Annotated in this window: 17 protein-coding genes and 1 pseudogene; 12 read left to right on the forward strand and 6 right to left on the reverse strand. The window is 62.2% G+C overall.

Features of this window, described 5'->3' with window-relative positions; genetic code table 11:
• The 3 genes and pseudogenes from BBA01S_RS27035 to BBA01S_RS27045 all read right to left on the reverse strand — a co-directional run.
• A pseudogene (locus BBA01S_RS27035) lies at positions 1 to 596 on the reverse strand (muconate cycloisomerase); the annotation flags it as partial.
• Positions 597 to 867: 271 nt separating this feature from the next.
• Positions 868 to 1,158 (reverse strand): DUF1330 domain-containing protein, encoded by a 291-nt coding sequence (locus BBA01S_RS27040; protein WP_027819181.1) that lies wholly within the window; start codon positions 1,156 to 1,158, stop codon positions 868 to 870.
• Positions 1,155 to 1,832, reverse strand: a complete 678-nt coding sequence (locus BBA01S_RS27045; protein ID WP_027819182.1) for a GntR family transcriptional regulator — start codon at positions 1,830 to 1,832, stop codon at positions 1,155 to 1,157. Before BBA01S_RS27045 ends, BBA01S_RS27040 begins: the two co-directional genes overlap by 4 nt.
• 230 nt (positions 1,833 to 2,062) lie before the next feature.
• Between BBA01S_RS27045 and BBA01S_RS27050 the strand changes: the two genes are divergently transcribed.
• The 12 genes from BBA01S_RS27050 (at position 2,063) to BBA01S_RS27105 (ending at position 15,472) form a co-directional block, all read left to right on the forward strand.
• Entirely contained in the window at positions 2,063 to 2,665 is a 603-nt protein-coding gene (locus BBA01S_RS27050) for an amino acid synthesis family protein (protein ID WP_027819183.1), read from the forward strand.
• Entirely contained in the window at positions 2,634 to 3,464 is an 831-nt protein-coding gene (locus BBA01S_RS27055; RefSeq protein WP_027819184.1) for an alpha/beta fold hydrolase, read from the forward strand. Before BBA01S_RS27050 ends, BBA01S_RS27055 begins: the two co-directional genes overlap by 32 nt.
• Before the next feature lies 1 nt (position 3,465).
• Positions 3,466 to 4,413, forward strand: a complete 948-nt coding sequence (locus BBA01S_RS27060) for a flavin reductase (protein ID WP_027819185.1) — start codon at positions 3,466 to 3,468, stop codon at positions 4,411 to 4,413.
• 11 nt (positions 4,414 to 4,424) lie between these two features.
• Entirely contained in the window at positions 4,425 to 5,462 is a 1,038-nt protein-coding gene (locus tag BBA01S_RS27065; protein WP_027819186.1) for an LLM class flavin-dependent oxidoreductase, read from the forward strand.
• A gap of 20 nt (positions 5,463 to 5,482) precedes the next feature.
• Positions 5,483 to 6,952, forward strand: a complete 1,470-nt coding sequence (locus BBA01S_RS27070) for an aldehyde dehydrogenase (protein WP_027819187.1) — start codon at positions 5,483 to 5,485, stop codon at positions 6,950 to 6,952.
• Positions 6,953 to 7,061: 109 nt separating this feature from the next.
• Positions 7,062 to 8,477 carry a purine-cytosine permease family protein gene (locus BBA01S_RS27075; RefSeq protein WP_245641602.1) on the forward strand — a complete coding sequence of 472 codons (1,416 nt, stop codon included), beginning with the start codon at positions 7,062 to 7,064 and terminating at the stop codon, positions 8,475 to 8,477.
• Positions 8,478 to 8,599: 122 nt separating this feature from the next.
• Positions 8,600 to 9,157 carry a GNAT family N-acetyltransferase gene (locus tag BBA01S_RS42960; protein WP_042297975.1) on the forward strand — a complete coding sequence of 186 codons (558 nt, stop codon included), beginning with the start codon at positions 8,600 to 8,602 and terminating at the stop codon, positions 9,155 to 9,157.
• A gap of 133 nt (positions 9,158 to 9,290) precedes the next feature.
• Positions 9,291 to 9,845: a sigma-70 family RNA polymerase sigma factor gene (locus tag BBA01S_RS42965; RefSeq protein ID WP_052391910.1), complete on the forward strand. Its 555-nt coding sequence runs from the start codon at positions 9,291 to 9,293 to the stop codon at positions 9,843 to 9,845.
• Positions 9,838 to 10,887, forward strand: coding sequence for a FecR family protein (locus BBA01S_RS27090; RefSeq protein WP_084162572.1), 1,050 nt, complete (start codon positions 9,838 to 9,840; stop codon positions 10,885 to 10,887). The genes BBA01S_RS42965 and BBA01S_RS27090 overlap by 8 nt, the downstream gene beginning before the upstream one ends.
• A gap of 106 nt (positions 10,888 to 10,993) precedes the next feature.
• Complete coding sequence (locus BBA01S_RS42970; protein ID WP_052391911.1) at positions 10,994 to 13,438, forward strand: TonB-dependent siderophore receptor; 2,445 nt, start codon at positions 10,994 to 10,996, stop codon at positions 13,436 to 13,438.
• Between the two features lie 8 nt (positions 13,439 to 13,446).
• A complete protein-coding gene (locus BBA01S_RS27100) occupies positions 13,447 to 14,481 on the forward strand; it encodes an alpha/beta hydrolase (RefSeq protein WP_167336049.1) in 1,035 nt (344 codons plus the stop codon).
• 208 nt (positions 14,482 to 14,689) lie between these two features.
• On the forward strand, positions 14,690 to 15,472 hold the full coding sequence (locus BBA01S_RS27105; protein ID WP_245641603.1) for a class I SAM-dependent methyltransferase: 783 nt from the start codon (positions 14,690 to 14,692) through the stop codon (positions 15,470 to 15,472).
• 279 nt (positions 15,473 to 15,751) lie between these two features.
• On the opposite strand, the gene BBA01S_RS42975 is transcribed toward BBA01S_RS27105, so the two are convergent.
• The 3 genes from BBA01S_RS42975 to BBA01S_RS27120 form a co-directional block, all read right to left on the reverse strand.
• Complete coding sequence (locus tag BBA01S_RS42975) at positions 15,752 to 16,147, reverse strand: hypothetical protein (RefSeq protein WP_156966097.1); 396 nt, start codon at positions 16,145 to 16,147, stop codon at positions 15,752 to 15,754.
• An 80-nt stretch (positions 16,148 to 16,227) separates the two neighbouring features.
• Positions 16,228 to 20,439 carry an RHS repeat-associated core domain-containing protein gene (locus BBA01S_RS42980; protein ID WP_042297978.1) on the reverse strand — a complete coding sequence of 1,404 codons (4,212 nt, stop codon included), beginning with the start codon at positions 20,437 to 20,439 and terminating at the stop codon, positions 16,228 to 16,230.
• Positions 20,436 to 20,897 carry a DcrB-related protein gene (locus tag BBA01S_RS27120; RefSeq protein WP_027819192.1) on the reverse strand — a complete coding sequence of 154 codons (462 nt, stop codon included), beginning with the start codon at positions 20,895 to 20,897 and terminating at the stop codon, positions 20,436 to 20,438. Before BBA01S_RS27120 ends, BBA01S_RS42980 begins: the two co-directional genes overlap by 4 nt.
• Between the last annotated feature and the right edge of the window lies 1 nt (position 20,898).

Raw genomic sequence — 20,898 nt, forward strand, 5'->3', positions numbered from 1 at the left:
ACGTCCACGCGCACGGCGGCGCGATCGCCCACGGCCTTCTTGATTTCGGCGACGTGCTTGATATCGGTCGCAAGCGCCTTTGCGCCAATCTTCAACTTGAAGACGTTGTGGCGGCGCACTTCAAGCATATGTTCGGCTTCGGCAATGTCCTTCGCGGTGTCGCCGGAGGCCAGCGTCCATGCCACCGGCAGACGGTCGCGGCGGCGCCCGCCCAGCAGTTCGCTCACCGGCACGCCCAGGCGCTTGCCCTGCGCGTCGAGCAGCGCCGTTTCCAGCGCGCTCTTTGCAAAGTGATTGACCTTCACCAGCTTGCCCAGGTGCGCCATCAGCGCCTGGATGCGCGTGGCGTCCTGGCCGATCATGGCCGGTGCGAAGTAGGTGTCGATGGCGACCTTCATCGCTTCCGGGCTTTCCGGGCCGTAGGCCATGCCCGCGATCGTGGTGCCCTCGCCGATGCCCACCGTACCGTCGCTGCAGTACACCTTCACGAGCATCAGCGTCTGGCCGTACATCGTCGCCACGGACAGCTTGTGGGGGCGAATCGTCGGCAGGTCGACGAGGCGGGTTTCGATGCGTTCGATTTTTGCGGTATTCATTTGGATTGCAAATTAAATCGCTTCCATCGCGGGGAATGAAACAGTCGATGGGAATGGATGATGTCCCGGCATGACAAATTAGCGATCGCTCGCTCATCTGTCAAATCAATCATATATGCGTCCTATCATCGATACGATGGATATGACCGGGGACGCGGAGAGGACTAGAGAAAGCAGCGGAGGGGGAAAAAGCGGGTAACGCAAAGGCAAACAGGCAGGGACGTTGCATCCCTGCACGCCTACATTTCAGGCCACGATTCAAGCCATGGAATCAGCCAGGCAGTCCTTCGACAATCGTGATCTGGGCGGTGCTATACCCTTCCCGCTTCGCCCTGGCCGCCTGGTACTCCGGCGAGTGGTAGCAGGCCAGCGCCGTCTCCATGTCCTTGAACTGGATCACGACATGACGCTGGAAGGTATCGCCTTCGAGCACTTCATACGCACCGCCACGCGCCAGAAATACCGCGCCATACTTCCTGAAAGCCTCCGGCGCGGCGTCCGTATAGCCTTTGTACCTGTCGGCGTCGAGCACCGTCACGTGAGCAATCCAGTATGCCGTCATGACTTCTCCTTTTCGTTCTCAAGAATGCGTTGTGCAATAGCGGCCGCTTCGCTGATATGTTCGTGCACGGCCTGTTTCGCCTGCTCCGGATCGCGCAATTCGCAAATCGCGCGGCAAATCTTTTCAATGCGCTGATAACCGGTTTCACTGCGATTCGTCGACTTCATCGTCATGGCGCGCAAGCGGCTGATCCGGCCGTTCAGTCGCTGCACGACTTCCCACGCCACGCTCTGCCCCGCCACCGAAAAGATCTTCTCGTACAGCTTCGACGACGAATTGACGATCGCATTCACGTCGTCGCCGCCAAATGCGCCTTTGAATTCCGCCAGTTGCGCCTGAATCTGTAGCGCCGTTTCAGGCGTCAGATTCTGCGTGCACGCGGCCACTGCGCCTTGCTCCAGCACCATGCGGATCTGATAGATCTGCGCGGCGACCTCCCAGCTCATCGTCGATACGGTCGGGCCTTTTCCGGTCACGATCTCGACGAGTCCTTCCGCCTCCAGATAGCGGATCACCTCGCGCACGACCGAGCGGCTCACGCCCATCTCTTCGCACAGGCTGCGTTCGACCAGCCGTTTTCCCGCCGGGAAATAGCCGCTGATGATCGCATTGCGCAGCTTGTTCAACGACAGCTCGCGCAGCGTCACCGGCGGGTTCTCAATAGTCAGATTCATAAACCATTCAATAAGTCATTTGGCGATTTTGGCGCGGATGATACGAAAGGCTTTGCGCCTTCCTTACAGATCATTGCGTCTGTCGCGCTGCCCGCCGCTCCCCCAACACTTCGCCGTCCCGAAGCCCTCAGGACTTCCCCTGGGCACTCGTTCAGGGTTAACACTCATGGCATGCCGTAACATGGTATACCAAACTAGCAGCCACAATCAACGCACGTAAGGAATGCGCCATGAGCCTGATTCGCAAGTCCATCCTCCATGTCGAGAACGTCTTCGTCGACGGCGACAAGACCGCCGCCAGGCCGCTCAAGATGATCGGCGCGGTCGCCGTCATCAAGAATCCCTGGGCGGGCCGCGGCTATGTGGAAGACCTCTCGCCGGAAATCCGCGAACTCGCGCCGCAACTCAGCGCGCACCTGACCAAGCTGATCATCGATGAAGCCGGTTCGGGCGAAGCGGTCGAAGCGTTCGGCAAGAGCGCCATCGTCGGCCTGGACGGCGAACTGGAACACGCTTCGGCGCTGATCCACACGCTGCATTTCGGCAATACGTACCGCTCGGCGGTGGGCGCCAAGTCGTATCTGGCGTTCAACAACACGCGCGGCCCGGCCAATGCGCCGCTGCTGATCCCGATGATGGACAAGAACGACGAAGGCCGTCGCTCGCACTACCTGACGCTGCAATTCGCCATCCCCGACGCGCCCGCAGCCGACGAAATCGTCATCGCCATCGGCGGCGCAACGGGTGGCCGTCCGCATCACCGCATTGGCGACCGCTACAAAGATCTCGCAGAGCTCGGAAATGACGTCAACAATCCTGCCGCTGTCCGATAAGCGCGTCGCGCACTACCTCGAACAAGGTAGTGGCGAGCCGCTCGTCCTGATTCACGGCGTGGGCATGCAGGCGCACGCGTGGTATCCGCAGATCGACGAGCTTTCGCGCGATTTCCGCGTGATTGCCGTCGATATGCCGGGCCACGGCCAGAGCACTGCGCTCGACGCCGGTGCGGGCCTCCAGCAGTTCGTCGCGTGGGCCATCGCCTTTATCGAGGCGCTCGACGCCGGCCCCGTGAACCTGGCCGGTCATTCGATGGGGTCGCTGATCGCGGCGGGTGTCGCCGTCACGCGTCCCGATCTGGTGAAGCGCGTAGCCGTGCTCAACGGCGTCTATCGCCGCACGCAGCAGGCGCGCGACGCCGTGCTGCAACGCGCCGCCGAACTGCGCTCGGGAACGATCGACGTGCAGACGCCGCTCAAGCGCTGGTTCAACGCCGAAGAGGCGCAGCAGGTCGCCGCGCACAAGGTCGAATCGTGGCTGAAGTCGGTCGATCTCGCGGGCTACGCCACGGCGTACACGGCCTTCGCGAAAGGCGACGAAGTCTACGCCGACGGCTGGAACACGATCGCCTGCCCTGCGCTCGTGCTGACCGGCTCGGACGACCCGAACTCGACGCCCGACATGGCGCAGCAGATGGCCAGCGCCGCGCACAACGGCCGCGCCGTCGTGATCGAGGACGAGCGCCACATGGTGAACCTGACCGCGCCCGAAGCCGTCAATCGCGCCCTGCGCGAATGGCTGAGCGTCACGACGCAAGTCCAGTCGCCGGTTGAACCTTTGAAGTCGGAAGTCTGATATGAGCCAAGAGACCGTCCCCACGACCGCCGCCCTGAACACTCGCGAACTTCGCGACGCGTTCGGCGCTTTCATGACCGGCGTGACCATCGTCACCACCTCGCGCGACGATGGCCAGCCGCTCGGCTTTACCGCCAATTCGTTCTCGTCGGTGTCGCTCGATCCCGCGTTGCTGCTGGTGAGCATCGCGAAGACGTCGAGCAACTATCAGACGTTTTCGACCACGCGCCACTTCGCGATCAACATTCTCTCGGAAGGACAAAAAGACCTGTCCAACACGTTCGCGCGCCCCAGCGAAGACCGCTTCGCCAACGTGAACTGGAATCTGAGCGCGAATAACAACCCGCTTATCGGCGAGGTCAGCGCGTGGTTCGATTGCACCACGCACGCCGTGATCGATGCGGGCGACCACGCGCTGCTCGTCGGCAAGGTCGAGGCGTTCCATTCGGCGGGCTACGCAGGCCTCGGCTATTACCGCGGCGGCTATTTCACGCCGGCCAGGGTGTCCGCCGAAGTGATCGCGGGGCCGAAAGTCATCGTCAGCGCAATCATCGCGCGCGACGAAAAAGTCCTGCTCACGCGCACCGCCGATAACAAGTGGGGCCTGCCGTCGAAAGAAATCGGCAAGGAAGGCGCGGACAAGGCGCTTGCCGAACTCTTCGGCAAATATCAGCCCGATGCGTCTGCAAGCTTTATTTATTCGGCTTATAACAACACCGAAACCCATTACCAGTACATCTCGTTCCTCTGCAGCGCGCCGGAAGAGGCAGCGGCCGCAGATGGCGCCGCCGGCCAGTTCGTGAGCCTCGACGACATCGAGCAGGATCAGTTCCAGGACAGCGCGGTGGCCAGCATGCTCCAGCGCTATCGCAAAGAGAGCCAGCTCAAGAGCTACGGCATGTACTACGGCGACCATAGCAACGGTACGGTTCGCCCGCTTCTTTCCTGAAAGGTCACACCATGCGTTTTTCGCTTTTCGTTCACATGGAGCGCGTCTCCGACCAGACCAGTCAAAAGCAGTTGTATGACGAAATGGTCGAGCTTTGCCAGATCGCAGACCGGGGCGGCATGCACGCCGTCTGGACGGGCGAGCACCACGGCATGAACTTCACGATCGCGCCGAATCCGTTCCTCAATCTCGTCGATCTCGCGAGCAAGACGAAGAACGTCCGTCTGGGCACCGGCACCGTGATCGCGCCGTTCTGGCACCCGATCAAGCTTGCGGGCGAAGCCGCGATGACCGACATCATCACGGGCGGCCGTCTCGACCTGGGCATTGCGCGCGGCGCTTACTCGTTCGAATATGAACGCCTGATGCCGGGCCTCGACGCATGGGGCGCGGGCCAGCGCATGCGCGAACTGATTCCTGCGGTCAAGAAGCTCTGGGAAGGCGATTACGCGCACGAAGGCGAGTTCTGGCAGTTCCCTTCGACGACCTCGGCGCCGCAGCCGCTGCAACAGCCGCACCCGCCAATCTGGGTTGCCGCGCGCGATCCGAACAGCCATGAATTCGCGGTCTCGAACGGTTGCAACGTGCAGGTCACGCCGCTGCATTTCGGCGACGAAGAAGTCGAAAAGCTCGTGGGCCATTTCAACGCCGCGTGCGAGAAGTTCAGCGAAGTGCCGCGTCCGCAGATCATGCTGCTGCGCCACACGTACGTCGCCAGCAACGAAGACGACGCGCAGGTCGCGGCGGAAGAAGTGAACGCGTTCTATAACTACTTTGGGGCGTGGTTCAAGAACGAGCGCCCGGTCAGCCAGGGCCTCATCAAGCCGCTGACGAAGGAAGAAATGGACGCCCATCCGTTCTACACGCCGGAAGCGATGCGCAAGAACAATGTGATCGGCACACCTGAAGAAGTGATCGGCCGACTGAAGGCTTACGAAGCGCTGGGCTTCGACGAGTATTCGTTCTGGATCGACACCGGCATGAGCTTCGAGCGCAAGAAGGCCTCGCTGGAGCGCATGATCAACGACGTGATGCCCGCGTTCAAGTAAGGGACTAAGGGACGGATTCCATGAGTGTTCAATTTCAGTTGTATATCGACGGGCAGTTCGAGCCGGGCGCCGCGAGTTTCGGCAGTATCAATCCGGCAACCGGCAAGGTGTGGGCGCAGATGCCCGAAGCCCGCACCGACGAAGTCAACCGTGCCGTCGCCGCCGCCAGCCGCGCATTGAGCGACCCGGCGTGGGCTGGACTGACCGCGTCGGCGCGCGGCAAGCTGCTGCACAAGCTCGCCGATCTCGTCGAGAAAGCCGCGCCGCGACTCGCTGAAATTGAAACGCACGACACCGGCAAGATCATCCGCGAGACGTCGAGCCAGATCGCGTACGTGGCGGAGTATTACCGCTACTACGCCGGTATCGCCGACAAGCTCGAAGGCAGCCACATTCCCGTCGACAAGCCGGATATGCAGGTGTGGCTCGAACGTCAGCCCGTGGGCGTGGTCGCCGCCATCGTGCCGTGGAACAGCCAGTTGTTTTTGTCGGCCGTGAAGGTGGGCCCGGCGCTCGCCGCCGGTTGCACCGTCGTGCTCAAGGCATCGGAAGAAGCACCGGGCCCGCTGCTCGAATTCGCGAAGCTGATTCACGAAGCGGGCTTCCCTGCCGGCGTCGTGAACGTGATTACCGGTTTCGCGGCGCAATGCGGCGCAGTGCTCAGCAGCCATCCGGATGTCGACAAGGTCGCCTTCACGGGCGGCCCTGAAACGGCCCGGCATATCGTTGCGAACACATCGAAAAACCTCGCCAAGGTCTCGCTGGAACTGGGCGGCAAGTCGCCGTTCATCGTCTTCGCCGACACCGACATTCAAAGCGCAGTGAATGCGCAGGTCGCGGCGATTTTTGCCGCGAGCGGCCAGAGCTGCGTGGCGGGTTCGCGCCTGCTGGTGGAAGCGTCGGTGAAGGAGCAGTTTCTTGCGATGCTGGTCGAGCGGGTGTCGCGCATCCAGGTGGGCGCACCGGACGATCTCGCCACGGAATACGGCCCGCTGTGCACGGAGCGCCAGCTTCGCCACATCGAGAAGATCGTCGCGAACTCGGTTGCCCAGGGCGCGAAAGTGCTCGCAGGCGGCAAGGCGCTCGATCGCGACGGCTTCTACTACGCCCCGACGATCATCGACTGCACCGGCGTGGAAAACGCCGATAGCATCACGACCGAACTCTTCGGCCCGGTGCTGTCGGTCGACACTTTCTCGACCGAGCAGGAAGCGATCGAAAAAGCCAATAGCACGGCATATGGCCTTGCGGCAGGCATTTTCACCACGAATCTCACGCGCGCGCATCGCGTGTCGAAGCGGGTGCGTTCGGGCATCGTGTGGATCAATACCTATCGCGCCGTTTCGCCGCTCGTGCCGTTTGGCGGCTTCGGCCTGTCGGGCCACGGCCGCGAAGGCGGCATGAGCGCGGCGCTCGAATACACGACCACCAAGTCGGTCTGGCTGCGGACTTCGGACGAGCCGATCAGCGACCCGTTCGTGATGCGCTAGGCGCTAACCCATCGACCACCGCGTTGATAGAGACATAGCCGTAGACGCCCTGCCTCGCCACACCATTCACGCGTGTGGCACGGCATGGCCTGGCAATAAAGTTGGAGACATGATGACAAACCCGGCGAACGAAAACAGCGTTCTGACCATCGAAAGCAACTCGATCGAATATGTTGCACCGGAGAACCGGCACGGCAAGCCCGCCGACCTGTTCACGTTGTGGTTCTGCACCAACGTCGCGCCGCTCGCCGTGATTTCCGGCGCAACTTCGGTGCTGATTTTCCACCTCGATCTGGTCAGCGCGATTCTGGCTATCGCCGCCGGGCAGTTCTTCGGCGCGATCTTTCATGCGCTCACGTCGGCGCAAGGCCCGCTCGTGGGCGTGCCGCAGATGATTCAAAGCCGGGCGCAATTCGGTCGCTATGGCTCGCTGCTGGTCGTCGGCTTCACCACGCTGATTTATCTGGGCTTCTTTGTTTCCAACATCATTCTCGCGGGCAAGACGCTGCACACCGCCGCGCCGTTCGTGCCGGTGCATGTCGGGACGGTGCTGGGCGCCGTGCTGGCGACGCTGGTGGGCGTGATCGGCTATCACTTCATTCACCGCTTCAACAAGATCGGCGCATGGTTCATGGGCGGCGCGCTGGTCGTGGGCATGGTGCTGATGATCCCGAGCCTCGACGCAAGCGCATTCCATCAGGGCCACTTCGATATCGCCAACTGGTTCGCGATGTTCGGCCTGTGCGCCGTGTGGCAAATCAGCTTTGCACCTTATACGTCGGATTATTCGCGCTACCTGCCGACCACGACGGGCTTCGCGAAGACCTTTGCCTTCACCTACTTCGGTACGTCGCTGGGCACGATCTTCGCGTTCCTGTTCGGCGTGCTGGCCGTGAGCACCGGCCACGCCACCGACGCGATGGAAGCGATCCGCACGCAAACGGGCGCATTCGGTTACGTGCTGATCGGCCTCTTCCTCGTCAACATCATCGGCCACAACGGCATGAATCTCTACGGCGGCGTGCTGTCCATCATCACGGCCGCGCAGACGTTCCGCCCGAGCTGGGTGCCGGGCCGCCAGGTGCGTATCGTCGTGTCGACGCTGCTGCTGGTGGCATCGACGGTGACGGCGCTGTGGGCGTCGAGCAACTTCATCGCGATCTTCCTCACGGCAATCTTCGCCATGCGCATCGTGCTTGCGCCGTGGATTGCGATTAACCTGGTCGACTTCTATCTGATCAACAAGCGCCGCTACCGCGTGTCGGAAATCATCAGCAGCAACGGCGTCATGTATGGCTCGGTCAATGTGAAGTCGATTGCGATTTATGTATTCGGTATCGCGATTCAGGTGCCGTTCATGGAAGAGAGTTTCTTCCACGGCCCCTGGGCATCGATCCTGGGCGGCGCGGACGTGTCGTGGATGGTGGGTCTGGTTGCAACCGCACTGACTTACTATGTGCTCGCGTCGAAAAACGGCTCGCCGTCCCTGCGCCGCTCGCCCGCCGGTGCGCAAGCGTCCGAATAACCTAAGCTTCATCAGTTCGGCACGGCAGCCTCGTTTGCGAGGCTGCCGTTTGTTTTTTGGAGCACGGTTGTAGAATCGCCAGCGAATTCAAACTCGCAAATTCGCCTATTCACTCCTGGCCTATGCTGACGATCCGCCACCCGACGCTTAACGATGCCGATGCGCTGCTGGCGTTCGAAATTGACAATCGCGCGTATTTCGAGCATTGGATCAACGCGCGCTCCCCCGCTTATTACAGCCTCGATGCTGTGCGCGAAGCGATAGCCAATGCACAAACCGATATCGACAAAGACCGCGCTTACCAATATCTCGTCTGGTCAGGCGATGAGATTGTCGGCAGAGTAAATCTCGTCGACGTGACGCGGCCGTATTTCAACCGGGCCACGCTGGGATATCGCATCGGCAGCCCGTTCGCGGGGCAAGGCTACGCATCGCAGGCCGTTGCACTTGCCCTGGAATGCGCCGCGAAGGACTTGCGTCTGTCGCGCCTGGAAGCCGTCGTGCGGCCGCAAAACGTCGGATCGACGCGCGTGCTGGAACGCAACGGCTTCACCGCCTTTGGCCGCGCCACGCGCAGCATGTACCTGCACGGCGAATGGCACGACCTCCTCCACTACGAGCGGCATCTGGGCGAAGCCGGGCAAGCGCCCTGCACCGGCCCGGCGAGCGCGGGCATCTAGCCAGCGTCACACGCTCCCGCAAATCCCCGCTTGCACGAACGCGCATAAACGATAATAATTCTCATTCGTAAAATTATCGTAAGCGCCATGAAACCCGCCGGCCACGCCGCGCGGGTCTCTTGCAGATCCACTCGTGCAGCCGTCTTCCAGCCTCGCTCATACGTTCGCAGCGCACTATCGCGCGCTGCTGGCGTTCGCCTCGCGCCGCGTGAAGTCGGCGGAGGCCGCGTCGGATCTCGTTCACGATGCGTTCGTGAAGGTCGCGTCCCTGCCGGGCGCCGCCGAGGTGCGCCAGCCGCGTGCATTCTTCGTGCGCGTGATCGAGAACCTGATCGTCGATCGCTTCCGCGAGAGCCGCACGAGCACGCTATTGCACGTCGACGTGACGCCGCACGACGACGATAATGACGCCTTTGCCGATCTGGCCGTCGACCGCATCGACCCGAGCCTGCTTGCCGAAGCCGCGCAGACTGCCCGCGCGCTGGAGCAGGCCGTGAGCGCGCTGCCCGCCCGCTGCCGCGAGGTGTTTGTGCTGCGCAAGGTGCATGGCCTGTCGCACGAAGCCATCGCCGAGCGCCTGCAAATCAGCCGCAACATGGTCGAGAAGCATCTGCGGCGCGCGCTGATCGGGCTGACCGCATTCGATCAGGACGCGTCCGGCGAGACTGCACCGACGGCCCATGACTAAGGATTTCCAGCCACTGGGTATGCCCGTTTCTTCTTCAGGTAGTTCGACCAGCGGCGCTGTCGACGCGCGCGCCAGGCGCCTGCGCGCCGAGGCCGCCGTTTGGGTCGTGCGCATCGACGCGGGCCGCGCGACGCGCGACGATGCGCGCCTCGCACGCTGGTGTGCGCGCTCGCCCGAGCATCGCGCCGCGTTCGATGCGGCAACCTCGCAATGGCAACACGCCGATGCGTTGCGCGCGCGTCCTGCCGAACGTCCCGCCGCGCCGCCAGTCCCCGCGCCTGCGCCGCGTGCGCGTTTCTCTTTTGGCTTCACCGCGCCCCGCGCCGCGTTTGCGTGCGCTTTCGCGGCAGCGGGAATCGGCTTCGCGCTGTTTCTTCACGCACCGGACTTCACGACCACGGCTGGCGAAGTGCGCACCGTTGCGCTCGACGATGGCAGCGTGATGCGGCTCGATGCCGATTCGGCTGTCGACGTGCGCTACGACGGACACGAACGCCGCGTCGTCCTTGAACGCGGCCGCGCCGCCTTCGACGTGAAGCACGGCGACGCGCGCCGCTTCATCGTGCAGGCAGCGGCGGGCGAGATCGTCGATATCGGTACGGCTTTCCAGGCCAGCCTGCCGGATCGCAGCAACGCCACGGCTGCCACGCTGGTCACCGTCACACAGGGCCGCGTGTCCGTGCACAACACCGCGGGCAGCGTGGAAGCCGCCGCCGGGCAAAGCGTCGAATACAGCGCGCCGACGCACGCGCCCCAACCCGTTGCCATCGATACTTTTGCGGCCACGGCGTGGCAGCGCGGACGCATCGTCTTCACCGACGCCCCGCTCGCCGATGTCGCCGCCACGCTCAACCGCTACTGGAAAGGCCACTTCATCTACGTACGCGGCAGCGCGGCGACGTTGCGCGTATCGGGCAACTTCGCGATCGATGCGCCAGGCCAGGCCCTTGCCACACTCGCCGAAACGCTCTCGCTGCGCTCCACGCAGATCGCCGGGCGCGTCGTGATTCTCTCGGCCCAGAACGCCGCCGACGCCGAATAAAAAAATATTTCGCGCAGGACGTCCGGTTTTTGCGCGCGCAAACGTCTATTCCCTCAGCAAGACCAGAAACGCACAGCATCTACAGCATCAGTTCGGGGGAATTTCGTTGTTCACGCAAGCATCTTTTCGTCCGCTCGCGATCAGCGCGGCGGCAGCGGCACTCTTTGGCACGGCATGGCCCGCACTCGCGGATCAGGACGCGGCGCGCGACGCCGCCACGGCGCAGCGCAGCGCGCTGCTCGACTACCGCATCGCACCGTCCGGCCTGAACGCCGCGCTCAACCAGTTCGCGGAGACCAGCGGCGTGCAACTGGCCTACGCCAGCGCGCTCGTCGCGGGCAAGCAATCGCCGGGTTTCACCGGCCACGCCGATCCCGCCCGCGCGCTCGCGCAACTGCTGCGCGGCACCGGCTTGCGCGCCGTGCCCGGCCAGAACGCGGCGTTCGTGCTCGAAGTCGATCCCGAGCCGCCTCGCCCCAGCGCCGATACGACGCCTGAAACCGCGCTGCCCGCTGTGAAGATCAGCGCGCAAAACGCGGGCGACAGCCACGATCCCACCATCGCCAGCGCTGCGCTCAAGTCAAACGTCGCGTTGTCGCGCACGCCTCAATCGGTGTCGATCATCGAGCGCAAGCAGATGGACGAACAGAACGTGCAATCGGTTTCGCAGGCGCTGCGCTACTCGGCGGGCATCGTGCCGGAAACGCGCGGGATCGGCGACCGTTACGACAGCTTGCAGATGCGCGGCTTTGGCGGTTTCGGCGGCAATGCCGTGTACGTGAATTTTCTCGATGGACTGAATCTCGGGCGCGGCCTGTCCTATGCGGTGCCGCAGATCGAGCAATATGGACTGCAACGCATCGAAGTCCTGCGCGGCCCCAGCTCGATTCTCTATGGCCAGGCCAATCCCGGCGGCGTGGTCGTGCTGGAAAGCAAGCGCCCCGAAGCCGATCACGTCAACGAGGTGATGCTGGGCGCGGGCACACACAATCGCTGGGAAGGCGCGTTCGACCTGGGCGGCGCAATCGACGCCGATAAACGCGTGTTGTACCGCTTCGTCGGCCTTGCACGCGACGCCGATACTCAGGTCTCCGGAACGAAAGAGCAGCGCATCTATGTCGCGCCCTCGCTCACGCTGCGCCCTGACGCCAACACCGAACTCACGCTGCTCGCAAGCTACCAGTACGATCCGAACAACGGCTACTACGGCTTCCTGCCGCGCTACGGCACGGTTTCGTACAACCCGAACGGGATGATCGGCACCGGCTTCAACGACGGCGAACCCGACTACGATCACTTCCGCCGCGAGCAGGCGCAGATCGGCTATGCCTTCACGCATCGCTTCAACGACACCTTCACGGTGCGTCAGAACGCGCGCTACATGCATATGTGGAGCGACTACCAGACGGTCTATTCGAGCGGCTATACGACCTCGGCGAACCGCTACCTGAACCGCTACCTGAACCGCCTCACGACCGCTTCGATGGAGCATCTGGACGCGCTGTCGACCGACACGCAGCTCGAAGCCGACTTCAACACCGGCGCGGTGCGGCATGCCGTGCTGATGGGCCTCGATTACCAGATGACGATGGCCGACCGCCGCCTGTCTTCGGGTAAGGCGCCGTCGCTCGACATCACGGATCCGGTCTACGGCCAGGCGCTCACGGCCCCGAAGCTCGCGAGCTACACGCGCCAGCGCACCGACGATCTCGGCCTGTATCTGCAGGATCAGATCACGCTGGGCAAGTGGTCGTTCGTGCTTGGCGCACGCGAGGACTACGCCACGACCAGTGCGAACGAGTACGTCAAGCACACGTCCACGACGCAGTTCGATCGTGCGTTCACGTGGCGCGCGGGCGCGCTTTACGCCTTCGATAACGGGCTGTCGCCGTTCGCGAGCTTTTCGCGTTCGTTCCAGCCCGTCACGTCGGGCACCACGGCGGACGGCAGCGCGCTCAAGCCGACGACGGGACGCCAGTTCGAAGTCGGCCTCAAATACCAGATCCCAGGCACGAGCAGCTTCACCACGCTCTCGCTCTACGATCTCGAACAGCACAACGTGTCCACGCCTGATCCGAACAACTCGAACTACCGCGTGCAGACGGGCGCCGTAAAAAGCCGCGGCGTCGAGGTGGAAACGCACCTGAACCTCACGCGCGAGCTGTCGCTGATCGCGGCCTACAGCTATACGAGCGCATGGGTCGCCAGCGCGAACGACAGCTCGCTGGGTCACACGCCCGCCGCCGTACCGAAGCAGACTGCCTCGCTGTGGGCCGACTACACGCTGCATCGCGGCACGCTCAAGGGCCTGGGCATGGGCGCGGGCGTGCGCTATATCGGCAGCACGTATGGCGCAGCAGATGATTCGTTCCGTGTCGGCTCGTTTACGCTCGTCGATCTCGCTCTGCACTACGAACTGCGCAACTGGCGTTTCGCGCTCAATGCGTCGAACCTGTTCGACCGGCAATACGTCGCCGCCTGCGCGAGCGCAACGCAATGCTTCTGGGGCGTGCGCCGCGAAGTGATCGGCACCGCGCGCTATCAATGGTGAACCCGACGATGAAACGTTCTCGTTCTTCCTTGCCGCGCGTGCTGGCCGGCTTCGTTGTGGCGGCTTCTGCGTCGCTTCACGCCGCACCTGTTAAAACAGATGTCGAATCGATCGGCGCATCGAACGCATTGCTGCCCGATACGACTTCGTTCTTCCTGCAAGCCGGGCCGCAAGGCCCGCGCTATCGCGTCTGGCTCTATCACCCTGTCGCTGCGCCAGCGGCGGGAGCGATGCCTCGTGCGTCCGGCGAAATCGCCAATACGTGCGTGCGTGAAGGCGCTGCGCCGCTGCTCGTGCTGCTCGACGGCAACGCCACCTTCGCGCTTGCCGTGAGCGCCGCGCGCTTGCAGGCGCGCGTGATCGGGCCCGTCACGATTGCCGCCATCGCCGCCGATAACGATGCGCTCTTCGACGAGCCGCAGCGTTTCCGCGATTTCACTACGGCGACCCGCGACGGCTGGGGCGTGCCGCGCGACGCGCAAGGCAAGCCGCTGCAAACCGGCGGTGCGGCGGCGTTCGAGACGCTCGTCAACGAAGCGCTGCCGCGCGCCGTCGAAGCGCAAATACATGAAACGCCACGTTCGCGCATGCTGTTCGGGCATTCGCTGGGCGGCTTTTTCGTGCTGCACGATGCGCTTTCGCATCCGCAGGCGTATTCGCGCTACATGGCGGCCAGCCCGTCGCTATGGTGGGACGCGGGCGCGCTGCTCGAACGCGTGCGCGATCCTCAGCATGCGGTTAAAGCGTCAACGTCGGGCATTCCGCTCGCGATTCGCGTCGGCGGCGACGAGCAGCATCTCGCGCCCGACAGCCCGCCCGCGCGCGTCGAACGCGTGCGCCACGCTGCGATGATCGACAATGCGCGAGCCTTTGCATCAGCGCTCAACGATGCGCCCGCGTTCGGCTTCATTGCCGATATGCAGGTCTACCCGGGCCAGAATCACGTTTCATATCTGCCCGCGGCGATCAGCGAGGCGGTCGCGCTTACTGCCCAACAAGGCTGCGCGCAGGCCGCGAAAGCGACGCAATCCGCGCAACGGTGACGCGACACACGATGCCCGGCCAGCACAACGGCGCATAACCGGGTATCGTGTGGACTGTCCAAAATCCGCGCCTTCGTCCATGAACCCGATCCTGCTTCATCGAGTCCCCGCACGTATTGCCTTGAAGCGCGCTGCCGCTATCTCCACCGCGTCACTCGTTCTATTCGCTGCGGGTTGCGCCGCGCCCACGCAACAGGCTGGCCAGGGTATGCAAACCTCGCAGGCAACACTCACGCCTGCGGAAAGTGCGAGTTCACTCGACGCCGCAATCAACGGCCCGCAGCGCAACGAGCGAGCCAAAGCGCGCGACGTGTATCGCCATCCGAAAGAGACCCTGCAGTTCTTCGGCGTGGAGCCGACGCAAAACGTGCTTGAGATTGCGCCGGGCGGCGGGTGGTATACGGATATTCTCGCGCCCTGGCTGCATGATCACGGCCATCTTGTCGAAGCCCAATACGTCAGCACCTCGCCGGAACTGGCCGCCGAAGACCGCGACACCGACGCCGCTTTCCTGCGCAAGCTCGCCGCGACGCCCGCGCTTTATGGCAACGTCGTAACCGGCGGCTTGCACGCGGGCCAGTTCAAGGGCTTCGACGCGCATGAGCAGTTCGACCGCGTGCTCACGTTTCGCAATATCCATAACTGGATGAAGGATGGTCAGATCGACGACAACCTGCGTGCGTTCTGGCTCGCGCTGAAGCCGGGCGGCGTGCTAGGCGTGGAGGAGCATCGCGCGCAGCGCGGCGCGACGGTGCAGCAGATGATCGACAGCGGCTACGTGACCGAGGACTACGTTATCGAACACGCGCAAGCGGCAGGCTTCGTGCTGGCCGGGCGCAGTGAGATCAATGCCAATCCGAAGGACACCAAAGATTATCCGCATGGTGTTTGGTCGCTGCCGCCTACCTACAAAGGCGGCGATGTCGACCGCGCGCGGTTTGCGGCGATCGGCGAGTCGGATCGGATGACGTTGAAATTTATCAAGCCGTAGGGATTGGCGGCTTGTCTGGGCGCACGCGTTGCCCGGTCGAGTTGCGCGAACCTCGATATTGCAGCGGTGCAGGCCATGGATCAGTGATCAACTTGATCGGGCTTGCACCGCACCACCTGGTCGCCGCACAGCAGCCGACCGTCAAGCGGGAAGCGTCGATGCTGACTCGTCGATCAATCGACCGTTTGCGTCAAACAGACTGGATATTCTTTCCGATTCCTCACCTATGAAATCACGGAGCGACGACCACTCTTTATTTCAATTTTTAATTAACAGATATTAACCTGCAGATGAAAATATCTTTCTTAAATCAGCCGCATACTTCTTTGCACCACTAACACGAACGTATCCCAAATATGAATCAAGAAAATCAGATTTTTCGCAAAGAATAAAAAACTCAGCCATGTAAATCACCAAGAAATTTTTGGGGAATCCAATCACCTCTTCCCGCCCATCCTCAATATTACTATTCAGATCGTCGTTTTCACTAAATTCTTGCTCCGATCTAAAAGTCAGCTTAGAAAATTTATGCAGCTTTTCAACAGTGAAATTTATGAATTTGCTTTTTTTATCAACTGTGAATTTCAACAGTTCACCGGGCAATATATCGATATATTTAAGCTTACCCGCGTCCCTCTCCAGTGCTAACTGGGATACCTCCGAGATAATTTTCATAACAAATCTTTGCTCAATAGAACGAATAATAGATTCGTACTCTTGACTCTTTATTACATCGCTCAACTCATTTATCGCGTTCAAAATATATCCACTCCTTTCACTATTTCGTCCAGATCGTACCCAACATGTCGGTACGAGTCGACAGCTTCGTGCTGCCAAGGCGTTAAGACATCCAGATTCCCAGAATCGTGAACTCCGTCACCACCCACACGCTGTGGAATGTCACGGTGATGCAGTTCCATAGATACATCACTCTCCACCTGGATACCAGTCTTTCTGTTTGTCATTTTTACCCGAATTCTAGGTGCTTTGCCATCCTGCATTCTCGCAATATTATTTTTTGAATATTGCGCAGGATTTTCTGCAGCTTCCTTTCTCCAAAAACTCTTCCGCCCAGTATTCCAGCAAGCCCATCCCCACGGATCAATCCACAACACCGGATTCACCGCATACTGATAAAGATTCAACCCACCATTCAACCCAATCGGGTCCTGGTTGATGAACCGCCCCACATCCGGATCATAAAACCGGAAAGTGTTGTAGTGCAGCCCGGTCTCCCGATCCAGGTACTGGCCTTGATAGCGCAGATTCTGCGGACGTGGCGCCTTGCGCTCAATCCACTCTTCCTGCACCGCATTGCCCCACACCTTGTAGCGCGCCTGCCAGACCAGATCGCCTTCGGCATCGGTGAGTTCTTCCGGCATCCCCGACACGTCATTATGAAAATAATAGACCGCATCGCGTGCCGCACCACCGCTTGCATCGTTGGCGGCAGGCGCCGCACGATCGATGCGCGCCAGCGGCACGTAACTATCCGGCTCGTAGAGATACGTCAGCGCCTCCACGCCACGCCGGTCATGATACGTCTCCTGCACCAGGCGCATGCCGTCCCATAGAAAATCCGTGCTCGCGTAACTACCGTTCAGCTTGCGAATGCGCCGTCCAAACGCGTCATACTCAAAGTGCGTCGTCGAAAGATTCAAACGATCCTTCGTCACCACCGTCTTCAACTGATGCCAGTCGTCGTACTCGAAGGTCTGTTCTTTCGTTGGCCCGTGCCCGCTCAGCTTGCGCGACAAGCGCCCATACGCGTCATACTCAAAGCGCTTGTCCTCGAACATCCTCAGCCGGTTGTGCTCGACATAGCCACCGGGATGATCGCCCGACACAAGATTCGCCGCCGCGTCCCAGCGGAACACTTCCGAAGGCAGTCCGGGCCCCATCGCCTGCTCGATACGCCCGGTCGGATCGTAGCGATACGAGGTCGCGCCATAGCGCAGATCCTGCTTGCGGATCATGTCGCCGGCCAGGTCGTAATGCCATTGCTTGGCCAGCAGTGGATCCGGCGCGGCCCCGCGCATCGCGCTCTGACGCGCGCGCCGCCCCACGCTGTCATAGCCGAAGTGGCTCGTCAGTTTGCCCTGCGTGCGCAGCACTTCACGGTGCAGATCATCGCGTTCGATATCAGCAATTTCCGCACCATCCATGCGGATCTGGTGAACGTGGCCAGAGCCGTAGTGCAGCCAGTCAACCGTGCGTTCACCGGAGATCGTCGTTTGCGTGCGGTTGCCGAGTTCATCGTAGGTGTGCGTCAGCCAGCCGGTCGGCGTGTATTCCTCGAGCACTTCGCCGCGCACGCCGTATTTGAGACTCACGCGGTTCTTCAATGCAGGGCCGTTTGCGTTGACGGCATACAGTTCCGCCGATGCAATCCGTCCGCCCTTGTCATAGCGATACGCGCAACGTTCGCGGCCCGCCTCCTTCGCGATGAGCCGGCCAATTGCGTCGCGTTCGTACCGTGTATGCAGCCTCCCTTCATGCAACGCCACGCCGAAGCCGCAAGCATCGTACTCGTACGCGCGGCGGCTCCCATCCAGACGGATCTCCTCGATCAACTGATCGCGGTGGTCGTAACGGAAGGTGTAGCGTTCGCGATTTTCGTTGGTGAGCGTGCCAAGCCGGAATGCTTCGTCGTAGCTGAATCGCACGACACGTCCCGCCGCATCCGTGCGCGCGAGCAACAGGCCGCGCGGATTCAGTTCGTAGCGCGTGCTTCGCGCGTTCGTATCGACAACTTCGACAAGACGGCCCGCGTCGTCGTAACGGAACGCCTGACGCGCGCCATCGGCGCTCACGATAGTCGTTACGCGTCCCATCGCATCGGCTTCATAGACGGTCTGCTGGCCTGCAGCGTCGGTCACGCGTGCGAGCGCGCCGCGCGTGTCGTACGCAAAGCGCGTGGTCTTCCCGGAGCAGTCCGTATAGGCCGTGAGTTGCGCGCGCGCGTTCCATTCGAGGTGCTTGTAGCCGCCGCTCGCGTCGCGTACGGTATGCACAAGGCCCCGTTCGTCGCGGTGATATTCGGTCGCGAAGCCCGCAGGGTCGCGCGTCATCGTCAGGTTGCCGCGCTCGTCGTAGCGATAAGTCCAGCGTGCATTAGCGGCATCGGTCTCGGCGACAGGCAGATCGTAGTAGCCGTTCCACTCGGTGCGTTCGCTCTGGCCAAGTGCATCGATACTCGCAATCTGGCGGCCACGGTCGTCATATTCGAAACGCGTCGCGTGTCCCGCCGGATCGATAGCGCGCAACAACTGGCGCAGCGCGTTCCATTCGAAGCGCCACGTGTGCCCTTCGGCGTCTGTGTAGCTGAGCGGCTGCTGGTCTTCGTTCCAGGTCCAGTGCGTGACGCGACCCAGTTGATCCGTGATCGTGACGGCGCGGTGCTCGGGATCGGCGGCAAATGTATAGGCTTCGCCGTCGTCGGTCCAGTGGCGCACCACGCGCGCGTCGCGGCCCGCGCCCTGCCATGCGTAGAAGCATCGCAGGCCGCCGGGCAGCGTGTGCATCGTCATCAGGCCGTCGGCGTACGCGAAGTTGCGCACCACATGGCCGCTGCGGTCAGTAACCGAGGTCAGTTCGCCATCCGCGCTATAGGCGTAGCGCACCAGCGTGTCCGCCTGCTCGCCGTCCGCGCCGCGCACCAGGTCGATGGTGGCAATACGCGATGGATGCGCTTCGGCGTAATTCAGCGCAAGCACGCGCCCGGTGGCATCGAGCAGACGCTGCGGCTTGCCATCGGCTTCATCGCGCGCAACTTCGATCCAGTTGCCGTTGCGATCTTCAAGTCGCCATAGTTTCAGAATATCTGTTTCGGCATCCGAATTAATAGCCATGCCGAAATCACGGTACATGCCGTCCACCGACTCGACCACGTAGTGGCCGCCAGCCGTGCAAATCAGATACAGGCCTTCTGGCACGCTAAAGTGGCTCTCGCCAGGAGCGACAGCGGGGAACACGATATCGCGCCCTTGTTCGTCCCAGTACGTGATCGATGCGATCTTGCCGTCCGCGTCGCGAGCGATCTTGAGCTCGATGCTGATCGGCACGCTCCAGCCGCGCCCAAAGAGGCTGTCCGCGCGATCGTCGTGACTGCTGTAGAAACGTTGCCAGACGAGCGGCAGCGGCCCCGGCAGCACGAAGTCGGTATCGTCGGCGCCGTCGAGAATCTTGCCCCCAGTAATCACGTTGACCGGGTGGCCCGCCGCGACCCTGAACAGGTGCCCGAGCGCCGTGCCGACCAGACCGCCGGCGAGGTTGACCGCCAGACACGGCAACGCGGACTTGAGCGCGCTCCAGTTTCCCTTGCCGCGCCCGCACAAGGAAAGCGCTATGCCGATCACCGTACCCAGCCACGCAACCCACTTGCGCGCCGGGGTGATGTCGCGCACCTGCTGCGTTCCGCCGCCGATAAAGACGTTGTCCGAGCCCACGGCGATGGTGCCGTCGCAAGTGGTCTTGTCCCCCACGCGCGCGGCCGGCTGGTCATTGATGTAGACGTTGCCAGAGCCCTGGGCAATCATCTGCGGGCCCGAATGGTTCTGGCAGGCCGCCGTATCGCTGTCGCCGGGACTGGCCGCACGTGCCGCCGGATGATCATTGACGTAGACGTTGCCCGATCCGCTTGAAATCTGGCCTTTGATCTCGGGCGGCGCGATCGCGTTGCCCAGCGCATGAGCGGCGTCATCGATCTTCTCGTTAAGCCCCGAGCCTTCCATCGCGGCCGCCACGCCAATGCCGATGCCGATCACGAGCGGCGTCGCGATACCTGCCGTCGCGACTTCGAGCGCACCCAGCCCGGCGAAAACAGCGCCTTCAACAAGCGTCGTCAAGGCCCAGCCAATCGCGGCACCGCCGAGTAGCGAACCACCCATGCTGAGCAAATCGCCAAGCAAGCTGGTGTGACTGATCGGATCGTCCTTGCGCGCGGCTGCGAACTGTTCGCTGCTCACGATGTGCTGTCCGGCGACTCGATCAAGGTGGGACGTGCCACGCGCGGCTGATAGCTGTCGATCATGCGTGCCGCCATCGCGCGCTGTTCGTCCGTGAACGGCGTGGCGCTGGTGAGCGTCATGACGAGCACGCGCCCACTATCGTCGCTCGGAAACACCGTCTGGACCTGGTGACGCAAACGCCCATCCTGTTCGTGCGTCGCTTCGATCTGTACGCCTGCGCGCCCACCCACCGTCACCGCCGTGCGCAAGCGCTCGGTCAGTTGCGGCGCTTCACGTGTGGCGAGCGCCCATTCACGCGCAATAAACGCATCGAGGTTCTCGTCCTCACGCAGTCGTCCGCGCGAGATGACGAGATTCAGCCCCCCGGGGCCGTCGTTGAGCATGAGAATATTGACGGTGCGATCGAGCGCCGTATCGGGCAGCACGAAGCTGCCTTCATGAATCGCGTAGTGCATG

This window comes from Paraburkholderia bannensis NBRC 103871 (assembly GCF_000685015.1).
GTDB lineage: Bacteria > Pseudomonadota > Gammaproteobacteria > Burkholderiales > Burkholderiaceae > Paraburkholderia > Paraburkholderia bannensis.

Coding starts and splice junctions, on each gene's coding strand:
- BBA01S_RS27040 (WP_027819181.1), bottom strand. CDS start 1,158: ATGACGGCATACTGGATTGCTCACGTGACGGTGCTCGACGCCGACAGG.
- BBA01S_RS27045 (WP_027819182.1), bottom strand. CDS start 1,832: ATGAATCTGACTATTGAGAACCCGCCGGTGACGCTGCGCGAGCTGTCG.
- BBA01S_RS27050 (WP_027819183.1), top strand. CDS start 2,063: ATGAGCCTGATTCGCAAGTCCATCCTCCATGTCGAGAACGTCTTCGTC.
- BBA01S_RS27055 (WP_027819184.1), top strand. CDS start 2,634: ATGACGTCAACAATCCTGCCGCTGTCCGATAAGCGCGTCGCGCACTAC.
- BBA01S_RS27060 (WP_027819185.1), top strand. CDS start 3,466: ATGAGCCAAGAGACCGTCCCCACGACCGCCGCCCTGAACACTCGCGAA.
- BBA01S_RS27065 (WP_027819186.1), top strand. CDS start 4,425: ATGCGTTTTTCGCTTTTCGTTCACATGGAGCGCGTCTCCGACCAGACC.
- BBA01S_RS27070 (WP_027819187.1), top strand. CDS start 5,483: ATGAGTGTTCAATTTCAGTTGTATATCGACGGGCAGTTCGAGCCGGGC.
- BBA01S_RS27075 (WP_245641602.1), top strand. CDS start 7,062: ATGATGACAAACCCGGCGAACGAAAACAGCGTTCTGACCATCGAAAGC.
- BBA01S_RS42960 (WP_042297975.1), top strand. CDS start 8,600: ATGCTGACGATCCGCCACCCGACGCTTAACGATGCCGATGCGCTGCTG.
- BBA01S_RS27090 (WP_084162572.1), top strand. CDS start 9,838: ATGACTAAGGATTTCCAGCCACTGGGTATGCCCGTTTCTTCTTCAGGT.
- BBA01S_RS27100 (WP_167336049.1), top strand. CDS start 13,447: ATGAAACGTTCTCGTTCTTCCTTGCCGCGCGTGCTGGCCGGCTTCGTT.
- BBA01S_RS27105 (WP_245641603.1), top strand. CDS start 14,690: ATGCAAACCTCGCAGGCAACACTCACGCCTGCGGAAAGTGCGAGTTCA.
- BBA01S_RS42975 (WP_156966097.1), bottom strand. CDS start 16,147: ATGAAAATTATCTCGGAGGTATCCCAGTTAGCACTGGAGAGGGACGCG.
- BBA01S_RS27120 (WP_027819192.1), bottom strand. CDS start 20,897: ATGCACTACGCGATTCATGAAGGCAGCTTCGTGCTGCCCGATACGGCG.